The sequence below is a fragment of the Streptomyces yunnanensis genome (assembly GCF_029011865.1).
Taxonomy (GTDB): domain Bacteria; phylum Actinomycetota; class Actinomycetes; order Streptomycetales; family Streptomycetaceae; genus Streptomyces; species Streptomyces yunnanensis.
Map to the genome: position 1 here is coordinate 2,786,407 of NZ_CP095749.1, position 12,792 is coordinate 2,799,198.

Below are 12,792 nucleotides of genomic sequence, written 5' to 3' on the forward strand. Positions count from 1 at the left end.
GAGCCTCGTTCTTCTTGCGACGTCCGAACACGTCACTGTCCTTCCCGGTCGCCACCGACCGATGCGAATGCGTTCCCGCCCGTGGGGCCGTCCACCGCCGCGTGACCGCCGGTGGACCCGAATCCCCCCTCGGCCCGCGCCGAGCCGGGAAGTTCCGCCACCTCGTGGAAGCGCACCTTCTCGACCTGCTGGACGACCAATTGGGCGATCCGGTCGTACCTCCCGAACCGCACGCTCTCGCGCGGGTCCAGATTGACCACGATCACCTTGATCTCTCCACGGTACCCGGCATCGACCGTCCCGGGGGCATTCACCAGCGCCAATCCGCAGCGGGCCGCGAGTCCGGACCGTGGGTGGACGAATGCCGCGTAGCCGTCGGGCAGGGCGATCGACACCCCGGTGGGGAGGACGGTGCGCTCCCCCGGTGCCAGTTCGGCGGCCTCAGTGGTGACGAGGTCGACGCCGGCGTCTCCTGGGTGTGCGTAGGACGGAACGGGAACGTCCGGGTCCAGGCGGCGCAGGAGCACGTCCACCGGATTCCGTAGCTGACTCACGGGTTCACCTCGAAGGCACGTGCGCGCTTGACCTGGTCCGGGTCGGCCATGGCCGCCTGGATCTCCTCGGTCCTTCCGTTGTCGATGAAGTGGTCGACCTTGACTTCGACGAAGACCGCCTGGGCGCGTACCGCGACCGGGCCGTCGGGGGCGCCTATCCGGCCCACCGCCGTCGAATAGATCTTCCGGCCGTGTACGGCGGTGACCCGCGCTTCGAGGTGCAGCACCGTGCCCAGCGGGACGGGCGCGAGGAAGTCGGTCTCCAGCCGTCCGGTCACCGCGATCACCCGCAGCAGCCAGTTCAGGGAGCCGAGGGTCTCGTCCAGCGCGGTGGCCAGTACGCCGCCGTGTGCCAGGCCGGGCGCGCCCTGGTGGGCCTCCTTGACGGTGAATTCGGCGGTGATGCTCACGCCGTCGCCGGCCCGGGCCTCCAGGTGCAGCCCGTGGGGCTGCCCCGTGCCGCAGCCGAAGCACCGGTCGTAGTGCGCGCCGAGCAGTTCTCCGGGGGCCGGCGCGTCCGGGTGCCGGACCGGGGGTGTGGCGCCCTCGGGTGGCGTCAGCCGCGTCCTGGGTTGGTCAGTTCCACTCACGAGTGCAGACCCTACCCGCGCGGATAAGGGGTGAGTGCCGCCGTGCCAAGCTGGGGGCATGCAGTCGTACGAAGAACGTCTCACCGCGCCCCGTTCCTGGTGGGTGATCGCCGCCCTCGTCGGCGTCGCCTGTGCCCTGATGTTGCTCCCGCTGGGGACACTCCCGATGCTCGGCGGGCTGATCGGCGGCGCGGCGCTGTCGGCGGTGGCGGTGAGCTCGTACGGCTCGGTGCGGATCCGGGTGGTGGGCGGCGCGCTGATCGCGGGGGACGCGAAGATCCCGGTGTCGGCGCTGGGCGAGGCGGAGGCGCTGGACGCGGCGGAGGCGCTGGCGTGGCGCACGTACAAGGCCGATGCGCGGGCCTTCATGGTGCTGCGGAGCTATGTGCCGACGGCGGTGCGGGTCGAGATCACCGATCCCGAGGATCCGACGCCGTACGCCTATGTGTCGACGCGGGAGCCGGAGCGGCTGGTGGCGGCGCTGGCGTCGGCGCGCGGCTGATCGGCCGGGGCGTCGGGGAGGGCGTCCCAGGGGATCTGGTGGCGGCGCAGGTCCGCGCGGATCGTGTGGGCGAGTTTCCTGGTGTCGCGGCGGTTGAGGAACGCGCCGACCGCGGCGCCGACCAGGAACGGCGTGAGGTTGGGGAGGTTGCGCAGGGTCCGTTTCATGATCTGTTGGCGGAGCTCGCGTCTCATCTGCCCGCCGAGCGCGACGTTGAGGGACGCGGGTGCGGCGATGTCGATGCCGCGTTCCTGGGTCCAGGACGTCAGGTAGGCGGCGGCGCGCTGGGTGAGGTTCCCCGCGGGGCGCAGGCCGTAGACCTCGTGGAGTTCGGCGATCAGTTTGATCTCGACCGCGGCGATGCCGGCGACCTCGGCGGCGAGTTCGGCGGGCATGGCGGGCGGTACGGGCAGCATGGCGGCCGCACCGACGCCCGCGCCGACGGTGGCGGTGCCCGCGCAGGCGCCCGCCACCAGCTTGTCGGCGAGTTCCTCGGGGGTCAGACCGGGGAACTGTTCCCACAGGGCGGCGAGGTCGCGCACCGGGATCCTGGGGGCGGTGGCGATGATCCGGTCAGCGATCACGCCGAGCGCCGACCGTACGCCGTCGCGGCCCCTTCTGGCGCCCCGCACGGCTGCGCCCGCGAGCGAGGCCGGTCGGCCTCGCCGCTTGAGTTCACGGGTGGTCCGTTCCTCGGGCAGGGCGGTCGGGTCGGCGGGCACGGGCGCGGTTTCCTCGCGTGATCGTGCGCCGGCCGCCGGACCGTTGCCGCCCTTGCGGCCCCTACGGAACGGGTTTACGCCCGGCACGGCGTAGGCCGCGATCAGGCCGCGCAGTCGCGGCAGATCGGGTTGCCGTTCTTGTCCTCCGCAGCCAGCTGGCTGCGGTGGTGGACCAGGAAGCAGCTCATGCAGGTGAACTCGTCCTGCTGCTTGGGCAGCACACGGACCGCGAGTTCCTCGTTGGACAGGTCGGCGCCGGGGAGTTCCAGGCCCTCGGCCTGCTCGAACTCGTCGACGTCGACGGCCGAGGCGGACTTGTCGTTCCGCCGCGACTTCAGTTCTTCGATGCTGTCCTCGTTGAGGTCGTCATCGGTCTTGCGTGGAGTGTCGTAATCCGTAGCCATTGTCGCTCTCCCCCTCTGGGTGTCTGCGGTGTCTCAGCGCTCGTAACGCGTGAGAGGCCGGACTTGTGCCCGACCTGAGGCGGAGATTTTGCCTCACATCAAGGTCTGTTACTCAATCGACACCCAACCGCACCCCTGAAGAGGTGATCGGTTTGGATGGCGATCAGGACCGTACACGGTCCGAATGTCGCACCTCGCGCAGCCCATCACGTGTACTTCCCGTGATCAGGGCCTTGGGAAACCCGGATTTTCCCGGCTTTCCACCAGGCAATTCGATCACGGAGGGTAGATGGCCGGAAAGGGGCCTCTGTGAGGGATCACACACGCTGAAGGCGGCGGGCGGACCCGCCGAATTCCGCGCAAAGCGAACTCGGCGAAGGATCCCCAAAGACCCCCCGCCTCGTCAAACCGGAAAGTCGAACGAGGCCGGGTGGAATCCGGGTGTACGGCCGCCGGACGGGCGACCGTACCACCGGGTAGCCGGAAAGTTCCCGATGCGGTGCACGACCCCGCCAGCGGCCGCACAGGGGCCTTGTCGTCCGTCTCAGAGCGGGAGGACGACGCGCATGTCGAGTCCGCCGCCTTCGCGGGGTTCGGCGGTGATGGTGCCGTCGTGGGCGCGGACCACGGACCGGACGATGGACAGGCCAAGGCCCACGCCCTTGTCGCTGCCGGTCCGCTCCGTACGCAGCCGCCGGAACGGTTCGAAGAGGTTCTCCACCTCGTACGCCGGCACCACCGGCCCCGTATTGGAGACCACCAGCACCGCACACCCCGGCTGCGGCTCCGTGGCCACCTCCACCCAACCGCCCTCGGGCACGTTGTACCGCACCGCGTTCTGCACCAGATTCAGCGCGATCCGCTCCAACAGCACCCCATTGCCCTGCACGAACACCTGCTGCCGCACCCCGCGCAGCTGCACCCCCTTGGCCTGCGCCTCCTCACGCGTCTGATCCACCGCCTGCGAGGCCACCTCCGACAGATCCACCGGACGCTTGTCCACGATCTTGTTCTCACTGCGCGCCAACAGCAGCAACCCCTCCACCAACTGCTCACTGCGCTCATTCGTCGCCAACAGCGTCTTCCCCAGCTGCTGCACCTCCGGCGACGCCTGCGGATCCGCCAGCTGCACCTCCAACAACGTCCGATTGATCGCCAACGGCGTCCGCAACTCATGCGACGCGTTCGACACGAACCGCCGCTGCGACTCAAACGCCCGGTCCAACCGGTCCAACATCTCGTCGAAGGTGTCCGCCAACTCCTTCAGCTCGTCATCCGGACCACCCAACTCGATCCGCCGATGCAGATCCGACCCCGCCACCCGCTGCGCGGTCCGCGTGATCCGCCCCAACGGCGACAACACCCGCCCCGCCATCGCATAACCGAACGCGAACGCCACGATCGTCAACCCCAACAACGCCAACAACGAACGGTTGAGGAGGTTGTTCAGGGCGACCGCCCGCTGGTGCATCAGGCAGTTGTTGACGGCCTCCTGGAGCAGCGCCCCGGAGGTCTCCGTGGGCAGGTCGCAGATGTCGCTGGTGGACTGGAACTTTCCGCCGAGAATCTTCAGCGGCAGCGCGCTGCCGTCGTGCAGGGCGGCCGCGGCGAGCATGTAGATGATCGTGAGCAGCACGATTCCGGCCATCAGGAACATGCCGCCGTACAGCAGCGTGAGCCGTATCCGGATGGTGGGCCGCAGCCAGGGGAAAGGCCGGACGTTGACCGGTTTTGGGTCCCAAGCTGGCTTGGGGGGCACCGGTGGGGGCGGTGGTGCCGACTTGGAGCTGGAGAACGAGGGCAGGGAAGGCATCGCCGGTCAGATCCGGTATCCCGAGCCGGGGACGGTGACGATCACCGCGGGCTCGCCGAGCTTGCGGCGCAGCGTCATGACCGTGACCCGGACGACGTTGGTGAACGGGTCGGTGTTCTCGTCCCACGCCTTCTCCAGGAGCTGCTCGGCCGAGACGACCGTGCCCTCGCTGCGCATGAGGACTTCCAGGACCGCGAACTCCTTGGGGGCGAGCTGGACCTCCCGGCCGTCGCGGAAGACCTCGCGGCGGTTGGGGTCGAGCTTGATCCCGGCGCGCTCCAGGACCGGCGGCAGGGCGACCGTGGTGCGGCGGCCGAGGGCGCGGACCCGGGCGGTCAGCTCGGTGAACGCGAACGGCTTGGGGAGGTAGTCGTCGGCGCCGATCTCCAGGCCCTCGACGCGGTCGCTGACGTCGCCGGAGGCGGTGAGCATCAGGACGCGGGTGGGCATGCCCAGCTCGACGAGCTTGCGGCAGACGTCGTCGCCGTGGACGAGCGGGAGGTCGCGGTCGAGGACGACGACGTCGTAGTCGTTGACCGCGATCCGCTCCAGCGCGGCGGCGCCGTCGTAGACCACGTCGACGGCCATGGCCTCCCGGCGTAGTCCGGTGGCCACAGCATCGGCGAGCAGCTGCTCGTCCTCGACGACGAGAACACGCACGTCGCAGTCCTTCCTTACGGCCCTTGATGAGCAGGGCACAACAACGTTCAGAGCCCTTCCATCCTGCCCCGAAGAGTCATAAACCGGCGGTAAGGGGGGTGTGGAGGGGGCTGGGGCAGTGGGACGGGGCCGGTGCGGCCCCGGATTTCCGGGCCGTTTGAGGTTTCCCTGAGAGTGCGCGTGGGGAGGACGACTGCACACCCGCGATCACGCCCTGTACCGGCGTCTTGCCACGCTCGGTATCCATCGCAGGGACCACGCCGTGATCGACCCACCCGTCGGCACACCCCCGTGCCACCGACCCACGACGAGGGGGCGCACCATGGACGCGTTCACCGCAGGTATTTTGCAGCGCATACGGAACACCGAAGCCGATCTGGTCCGGGCCCGCGAGTCGGGTGACGAGTTCCTCGCCGAGGTCGAGCTGGCGGAGCTTGAGGACCTGAAGCGCCTGGCGACCGAGCACGGCGTTCGCTACAGCGTCAACGCCTGATTCCCGGCCTCGTAGGACAGCGGCTGCGCCCCGGCACCGAGGGATGGTGCCGGGGCGCAGCCGTGTCCGTGTGCGGACCGTCGGTCCGGGGGACGGTCAGTCGTGCCAGGCGCCGAGGTCGTCGAGGAGCGGCTGGAGCTCGGCGAAGACGCCCGGGGAGGCGGCGAGGGTCAGCTCGTGGGAGGGGGCCTGGCCGGGGCGGCCGCCGGTGAGCGCGCCGGCCTCGGAGGCGATCAGGACGCCGGCCGCCAGGTCCCAGGGGTTGAGGCCGCGCTCGTAGTAGCCGTCGAGCCGGCCGCAGGCCACGTCGCACAGGTCGATGGCGGCCGAGCCGCCGCGGCGGATGTCGCGGACCTGCGGGAGCAGGGTGCGGACCACCTCTGCCTGGGCGGCGCGCCGCTCGGTGAGGTAGCCGAAGCCGGTGCCGACCAGGGCCTGGGAGAGCGGTGGGGCGGGGCGGTGGTGGATCGGCTCGCCGTTGAGGTGGGCGCCGCGGCCGCGGACGGCCTGGAAGGTCTCGCCTCGCATGGGGGCGGTGACCACCCCGACAACCGTCTCGCCGTCCTTCTCGGCGGCGATGGACACGGCCCAGGAGGGCAGCCCGTACAGGTAGTTGACGGTGCCGTCCACGGGGTCGATGACCCAGCGCACGCCGCTGGTGCCGGTGCTGCCGGCGCCCTCCTCGCCGAGGAAGCCGTCGGTGGGGCGGTGCTCGCCGATGAAGTCGGTGATCAGCTTCTCGGAGGCGAGGTCCATCTCGGTGACGACGTCGATGGGGCTGGTCTTGGTGGCGGCCACCCCCAGGTCGGCGGGGCGGCCGTCGCGCAGCAGGGTCGCGGCGCGGCCGGCGGCCTCCAGGGCCAGCTCCAGGAGTTCGTCGTGGAAGGGGTCGGTGTGCGGCGGGGCGGTGTACTGGGGGTCGGGCACGGTGCTCCTTGCTCGGACGAGCGGTGGTCGGGGGCTCGGGCGGGCGGCGGGGTGTACGAGGCCGGCGGGGCGGGTTACGCGGGGGCCTCGGCCGTGGGGCCGGTCCAGTCGGCGCCGGCGGCGGCCGGGCGGGGTGTACGGGCGGGGCAGCAGCCGACGGGGCAGAGGTCGTGCGAGGGACCGAGGGCGCCCAGGGCGCAGCGCTCGGGGGTGGTGCCCCGTTCGGTGGCGGCGCGCTCCAGGAGGAGGTCGCGGACGGCGGCGGCGAACCGGGGGTCGGCGCCGACGGTGGCCGAGCGGGCGACCGGCAGGCCCAGTTCGGCGGCCTTGGCGGTGGCCTCGGTGTCGAGGTCGTACTTGACCTCCATGTGGTCCGAGACGAAGCCGATGGGGGCCATGACGATGGCCGGGACGCCGGCGCCGTGCAGCCGCTCCAGGTGGTCGCAGATGTCAGGCTCCAGCCAGGGGATGTGCGGGGCGCCGCTGCGGGACTGGTAGACGAGCTGCCAGGGGTGGTCGACGCCGGTCTCGGCGCGCACGGCGTCGGCGATGCTCCGGGCGACGTCCAGGTGCTGGGCGACGTAGGCGCCGCCCGTACCGTCCTCGGTGTGGTCGTCGGGGGTGCCGGAGGTGTCGGCGGCGGCGGTGGGGATGGAGTGCGTGGTGAAGGCGATGTGGGCGCCGGCGCGGGTCTCCTCGGGAAGCTCCGCGAGGGCCGCGAGGACGCCGTCGGCCATGGGGCGCACGAAGCCCGGGTGGTTGAAGTAGTGGCGCAGCTTGTCGACCCGGGGGACGGGCAGGCCCTCGGTCCGGAGGGTGGCGAGCGCGTCGGCGAGGTTCTCGCGGTACTGGCGGCAGCCGGAGTACGAGGCGTAGGCACTCGTGGCGAGGACGGCGATGCGGCGGTGTCCGTCGGTGACCATGGTGCGCAGGGTGTCGGTCAGGTAGGGCGCCCAGTTGCGGTTGCCCCAGTAGACGGGCAGGTCGAGGCCGTGTTCGGCGAAGTCCTTGCGGAGGGCGTCGAGGAGTTCCCGGTTCTGGGCGTTGATGGGGCTGACGCCACCGAACAGGAAGTAGTGCTGGCCCACCTCCTTGAGGCGCTCGCGGGGGATGCCGCGTCCACGGGTGACGTTCTCCAGGAACGGCACGACGTCGTCGGGGCCTTCGGGGCCTCCGAAGGACAGCAGCAGCAGGGCGTCATAGGGGCGGGGGTCGCGCTGTTCGGGCATGCCTCCGATCCTCCCACTCCCGGCCCGGCGGCGAGGGGTCAGGCCCCGGTAGGGGTGAGGGAAACGGGCGCGAAAACTGGGGGGCGCAGGGGGCCGCGCGACCCGTAAGCTGTATCGGCCACCGACATTCCTTACCGACTTCCTCACCCGGCGGAGCACCCCGTTGCCCAGTCCTTACCGCGCCATATTCGGCCGCCCCGGCACCAAGTCGTTCTCCGCCGCCGGGCTGCTGGGGCGGATGCCGCTGTCGATGATGGGCATCGGCATCGTCACGATGGTGTCCCAGCTGACCGGTCGGTACGGGCTGGCCGGGGCGCTGTCCGCGACGCTCGCGCTGTCCGCGGCGGTCCTCGGGCCGCAGATCTCCCGGCTGGTGGACCGGCATGGCCAGCGGCGGGTGCTGCGGCCGGCCACGCTGGTGTCGCTGGGGGCGGTCGCCGGGCTGCTGCTGAGCGCGCAGCAGCGGTGGCCGGACTGGACGCTGTTCGCTTTCGCGGCCTGTGCGGGCTGTGTGCCGAGCGTGGGCTCGATGGTGCGGGCGCGTTGGGCTGAGCTCTACCGGGGGTCGCCGCGTGAGCTGCACACCGCGTATTCGTGGGAGTCGATCGTCGACGAGATGTGCTTCATCCTCGGCCCGATCCTCTCGATCGGGCTGTCGACGGCATGGTTCCCGGAGGCCGGGCCGCTGCTGGCCGGGGCCTTCCTGGCGGCGGGGGTGTTCTGGCTGACGGCGCAGCGCGCGACGGAGCCGGTGCCGCATTCCCCGGAGCAGCGGGCGAAGGGATCGGCGCTGCGGTCGCCGGGCCTGCGGGTGCTGGTGGGGACGTTCGTGGCGACCGGAGCGATCTTCGGGGCGATCGACGTGGTGACCGTGGCGTTCGCCCAGGAGGAGGGCCACAAGGCCGCGGCGAGTCTGGTGTTGGCGGTGTATGCGCTGGGGTCGTGTGTGGCCGGTGCGGTCTTCGGGCTGCTGCACCTGGCGGGGCCGCCGTCCCGCCGGTGGCTGGTGGGGGTGGCCGCGATGGCGGTGAGCATGGTGCCGCTCCAGTTGGCCGCGTCGTTCACCGGATCGCTGGTGCTGCTGGCCGTCGCGTTGTTCCTCGCCGGGCTGTCGATCGCGCCGACGATGGTCACCACGATGGCGTTGGTCGAGGAGCATGTGCCGCGGACGCAGCTGACCGAGGGCATGACGTGGACGAGCACCGGGCTCGCGGTGGGCGTGGCGCTCGGCTCGTCGGCGGCCGGCTGGGTGGTGGACGCGGCGGGTGCCGCCCACGGTTACGTGGTGCCGCTCGCGGCGGGCGTCCTGGCCGCCCTGGTGGCACTCGCCGGCTATCGCTGGCTCCGCCCGCGCACCGCCCGGCCACCGTCCTCGCCCACGGCCGGCAGCATCCCCGCCCCGGCGGAACTCCCGGCCACCGAACGCCACGACGAGACCCGCGCCGGCTGACCCGGGGCATCGCGGCGCGACGGTAAACGGGACGACACCAACGACGGTCGACGCCAACGGGGCACCCGGCGCCGGCCGTTGGGACAGCCGACGCGCTGCGAGTCACCACGGGTCGCTGCGGGAGAGTCCTCCCCGTCCCGCCCGCATCAACGCGACAGGACCCTCCGTCCCGTCTGCACCGCCGAGGGGACCGCCCGTCCGTCCACACCACCAATAGGGCCACCGCTCCCGTCTGCACCGCCGGAATGCAGAGCCCTCCCCCCTGAGCGCGCACCCCTCGTCACGACGCCCAACGTCCCACCGACCCACTGCCCCACCTACCGGTACAGGTGACTTCAGAGGCACGGCGTTGACTCTGCGCCCGGTTCGTGACCGGGGTCCGCACCCGGTGGGCGGGTGGCCGAAGCATGCTTCTCCGGATTTCCTTGTTACCGGCGGTACGACATGTCCGGGAGCCGTGCGATTGCACCCGTTTTCTCGTGTGTGTGATTCCCGTCACCCCGCCTGGAAGTGGCGTCGGCGGCTGGCATCATGCGCTGACCAACGGCGGTCGAATGCGACCGGCCCGCGCCGAGGGGAGGCATCGTCACCATGGCAGTCACGAACGTCATCGGCGGCTCGAGAGGGCGCGGTTCGGGAGGCTCCTGGCGGAACTGGGCGGGCAACGTGACCGCCCGCCCCGCCCGGACGGTGGCGCCGGCGAGCACCGAGGAACTGGCGGCCGCCGTCCGGACTGCCGCCGCGGACGGGTTGACGGTCAAGGCGGCCGGCACCGGGCACTCGTTCACCCCGGCCGCCGCCACCGACGGGCTGCTGATCCGCCCCGAGCGGCTCACCGGGATCCGTCGGATCGACCGCGCGGCGGGGACGGTGACCGTGGCCGCCGGCACGCCCCTCAAGCTCCTCAACCGGACGCTGTCCGCGCACGGGCTGTCGCTCGCCAACATGGGCGACATCATGGAACAGACCGTCTCGGGGGCCACCAGTACCGGAACCCACGGCACCGGCCGGGACTCCGCGTCGATCGCGGCGCAGATCACCGCCCTGGAGTTGGTCACCGCCGACGGTTCGGTGCTGCGCTGTTCCGCCGAGGAGAACCCCGAGGTGTTCGCGGGGGCGCGGCTGGGTCTGGGCGCGCTGGGCGTGGTGAGCGAGCTGACGTTCGCGGTGGAGCCGGAGTTCCTGCTGACCGCCCGTGAGGAGCCGATGCCGTTTGACGAGGTGACCAGCCGCTTCGACGAACTGGCCGCAGAGAACGAGCACTTCGAGTTCTACTGGTTCCCCCACACCGGCAACTGCAACACCAAGCGCAACAACCGTAGCCAGGGTCCGGCGGCGCCACCCGGGAGGGTGAGCGGCTGGTTCGAGGACGAACTGCTGTCCAACGGGGTGTTCCAGGTGGCGTGCGCCGTGGGGCGGGCGGTCCCGGCCGCGATACCGGGCATCGCGAAGATTTCCAGCCGGGCACTGTCGGCCCGTACGTACACCGACATCCCCTACAAGGTGTTCACCTCGCCGCGGCGGGTGCGGTTCGTGGAGATGGAGTACGCGCTCCCCAGGGCGGCGGCGATCGAGGCGCTGGGTGAACTGAAGGCGTTGGTGGAGCGGTCGGACTTCAAAGTCAGCTTCCCGGTGGAGGTGCGGACCGCGCCGGCCGACGACATCGCACTTTCCACGGCGTCGGGCCGGGAGACCGTGTACATCGCGGTGCACATGTACCGCGGGACGCCGTTCCAGGCGTACTTCGGTGCCACCGAGCGGATCATGGCGGCGCACGAGGGGCGGCCCCACTGGGGGAAGCTGCACACGCGTGACGCCGGGTACCTCGCGGAGGTCTATCCGCGGTTCGGCGAGTTCACCGCGTTGCGCGACCGGCTGGATCCGGAGCGCCGGTTCGCCAACGGGTACCTGCGGCAGGTCCTCGGTGACTGAGGGACGACCGGCCGGTCCATGATGCGCCGCGGCCCGGTGCCCCGTGGGGGGTGCACCGGGCCGCGGTCGTGGGTGGTCCGCCGGTAGGGCGGTCCGCCCGTTGGGGGCGATCCTTCGTCAGAGGGTTCAGGGGGCGTTGGGGTCAGGGCTCTGGCGGCCGCCGGGGTTCTGCTCGCCCTGCTGGTGCCCCGGGGTGGCACCGCCGCCGGTCGAGCCGGTGCCGTCGCCCTTGCCGCCGTCGCTCCCGGTGGACGGGCTCGACGACGTGTCGGGCGACGAGGACGTGTCCGGACTCGGGGAGCCGGTGGCGTCGTCGCTCGGGGTCGGCTTCGGGCTCTGCCCGCTGTGGCCGCTACCGGTGCCGCCGGTGCCGCTGCCGCCGGAGTGGCTGGGACCGGGTGACGGAGTACTGCCGTCGCGACCGGTGTCGTTGCCGGTGGAGTGGCCGGGGTCCGGAGTCTGCGGGGTACTGGGCCGGTGCGGGGCGACGTTGCCGGTGAGGAAGTTGCCGACGGTGGTGCCCTTGGTGCCGCTCGGCGTCTCCTGGGTGATCAGCTCGGTGGCGGTGACCACGCCCATGGCGAGCACGAAGACGGTGAGCGCACCGAGCGCGGGCCGCTTCCAGCCGCGCAGACGGGTGCCGTAGGTGGCGCTGGTCTCCTCGGTCCCGGGGAGAGCGGCACCGGGCGCGCCGGCCTGCGGGAGGACGGCGGTCGCGTCGTCGCCCCTGAGGGCCGCCCGGCCCAGTGCCATGGTCCGCTCGGCGGGCCGCGCCATCAGCTGCGTCGCCTCCGGGTCCTGGACGGGTGGCTGCTGCTGGGCGCGCGGGATGAGCTGGGTGCGGGCGGTGGCGGGGCCGGGGTCGCGGGCCGCGACGGAGGTGACGGGGTCCTCCGTGCCCTGCTTGTCGAAGGTGGGCAGCACCCGCGTGGGACCGGCGGGCGCCGGGGGTTCGGTGGTGGGCTGGGGTTGGTTGGTGGATCGGGTTCGGGTGATGGAGACGCGGTGCGGCTTGGGTCGGGTGGTGACCGCCGCTTCCTTGATCTGCTCACCGGTGCGCCGGAACAGGTGTTGGAACAGGGAGCCGCCGGTCGTGGCGACGACACTGACGACGCCTGCGCCGATGATGGTTCCGTACACACCGAGCTGACCCGCGAGGTACGCGGCGACGGCCGCGGCGAGTGCGCTGCTGGCGACCTGGGCGACGCTCAGGTCGATCCGCTTCTCCTTCTGCTTCGTGTCGGCTTCGGTTTTTTCGTCCATCTCCTACCTTTGATCGCCCCTTCGATCCATCTTGCATGGAGAAGTGACCAAATGGCGGAGTCAATAGTTCCGAATCTGTGGAATCTGTGAACCTCGCCACCCTTGTCGCAGGTAGAGAGGTCGACAAGGTGACTTGCCCGGACCGCCCGCCAAGAACTTCCACGGCGCGGCGGTCCACTTCGGTGGCCCGAATGGAGTACTGTGGCGAGCCCTGGCCCCGGTTCCCGTCCGGCTGCCCGGACCCGCGGGAGGG

The 12,792-nt window shown here is 71.3% G+C and carries 13 protein-coding genes; 4 read left to right on the forward strand and 9 right to left on the reverse strand.

The annotated features are described in order from the left end of the window. Positions 1-32: 32 nt before the first annotated feature. Positions 33-554 carry a dUTP diphosphatase gene (gene dut / locus MOV08_RS12150; RefSeq protein WP_275307484.1) on the reverse strand — a complete coding sequence of 174 codons (522 nt, stop codon included), beginning with the start codon at positions 552-554 and terminating at the stop codon, positions 33-35. After that, positions 551-1,144 (reverse strand): PaaI family thioesterase, encoded by a 594-nt coding sequence (locus MOV08_RS12155; RefSeq protein ID WP_039631993.1) that lies wholly within the window; start codon positions 1,142-1,144, stop codon positions 551-553. Before MOV08_RS12155 ends, dut begins: the two co-directional genes overlap by 4 nt. A 58-nt stretch (positions 1,145-1,202) precedes the next feature. On the opposite strand from MOV08_RS12155, the gene MOV08_RS12160 reads away from it, so the two are divergent. Then, on the forward strand, positions 1,203-1,646 hold the full coding sequence (locus MOV08_RS12160; protein ID WP_039631995.1) for a DUF3093 domain-containing protein: 444 nt from the start codon (positions 1,203-1,205) through the stop codon (positions 1,644-1,646). Here the strand turns inward: MOV08_RS12160 and MOV08_RS12165 are convergent. The 4 genes from MOV08_RS12165 to MOV08_RS12180 all read right to left on the reverse strand — a co-directional run bounded on the left by MOV08_RS12165 (position 1,586) and on the right by MOV08_RS12180 (position 5,245). Next, the gene (locus tag MOV08_RS12165) at positions 1,586-2,368 is read right to left on the reverse strand and encodes a hypothetical protein (RefSeq protein WP_275307485.1); all 783 of its coding nucleotides are present in this window, start codon (positions 2,366-2,368) and stop codon (positions 1,586-1,588) included. The two genes, MOV08_RS12160 and MOV08_RS12165, sit on opposite strands and share 61 nt — an antisense overlap. A gap of 101 nt (positions 2,369-2,469) precedes the next feature. Next, the gene (locus MOV08_RS12170; RefSeq protein ID WP_016575747.1) at positions 2,470-2,772 is read right to left on the reverse strand and encodes a DUF4193 domain-containing protein; all 303 of its coding nucleotides are present in this window, start codon (positions 2,770-2,772) and stop codon (positions 2,470-2,472) included. Positions 2,773-3,316: 544 nt separating this feature from the next. Continuing rightward, entirely contained in the window at positions 3,317-4,585 is a 1,269-nt protein-coding gene (locus tag MOV08_RS12175; RefSeq protein WP_039631997.1) for a sensor histidine kinase, read from the reverse strand. Between the two features lie 6 nt (positions 4,586-4,591). Then, positions 4,592-5,245 carry a response regulator transcription factor gene (locus MOV08_RS12180; protein WP_016576171.1) on the reverse strand — a complete coding sequence of 218 codons (654 nt, stop codon included), beginning with the start codon at positions 5,243-5,245 and terminating at the stop codon, positions 4,592-4,594. 322 nt (positions 5,246-5,567) lie between these two features. Here MOV08_RS12180 and MOV08_RS12185 point away from each other — a divergent pair, with 322 nt between their 5' ends. Continuing rightward, a complete protein-coding gene (locus MOV08_RS12185; protein WP_167390903.1) occupies positions 5,568-5,738 on the forward strand; it encodes a hypothetical protein in 171 nt (56 codons plus the stop codon). Between the two features lie 96 nt (positions 5,739-5,834). On the opposite strand, the gene MOV08_RS12190 is transcribed toward MOV08_RS12185, so the two are convergent. Continuing rightward, a complete protein-coding gene (locus MOV08_RS12190) occupies positions 5,835-6,665 on the reverse strand; it encodes an inositol monophosphatase family protein (protein WP_275307486.1) in 831 nt (276 codons plus the stop codon). A 74-nt stretch (positions 6,666-6,739) separates the two neighbouring features. Next, the gene (locus MOV08_RS12195) at positions 6,740-7,894 is read right to left on the reverse strand and encodes a ferrochelatase (RefSeq protein ID WP_275307487.1); all 1,155 of its coding nucleotides are present in this window, start codon (positions 7,892-7,894) and stop codon (positions 6,740-6,742) included. A gap of 163 nt (positions 7,895-8,057) precedes the next feature. On the opposite strand from MOV08_RS12195, the gene MOV08_RS12200 reads away from it, so the two are divergent. Together MOV08_RS12200 and MOV08_RS12205 are read left to right on the forward strand one after the other, a co-directional pair. Then, complete coding sequence (locus tag MOV08_RS12200) at positions 8,058-9,344, forward strand: MFS transporter (protein WP_039632003.1); 1,287 nt, start codon at positions 8,058-8,060, stop codon at positions 9,342-9,344. 591 nt (positions 9,345-9,935) lie between these two features. Further along, complete coding sequence (locus tag MOV08_RS12205) at positions 9,936-11,276, forward strand: D-arabinono-1,4-lactone oxidase (protein WP_275307488.1); 1,341 nt, start codon at positions 9,936-9,938, stop codon at positions 11,274-11,276. A 126-nt stretch (positions 11,277-11,402) separates the two neighbouring features. Here MOV08_RS12205 and MOV08_RS12210 read toward each other — a convergent pair whose 3' ends face one another. Continuing rightward, positions 11,403-12,539 carry a hypothetical protein gene (locus MOV08_RS12210; RefSeq protein ID WP_275307489.1) on the reverse strand — a complete coding sequence of 379 codons (1,137 nt, stop codon included), beginning with the start codon at positions 12,537-12,539 and terminating at the stop codon, positions 11,403-11,405. Positions 12,540-12,792 lie beyond the last annotated feature (253 nt).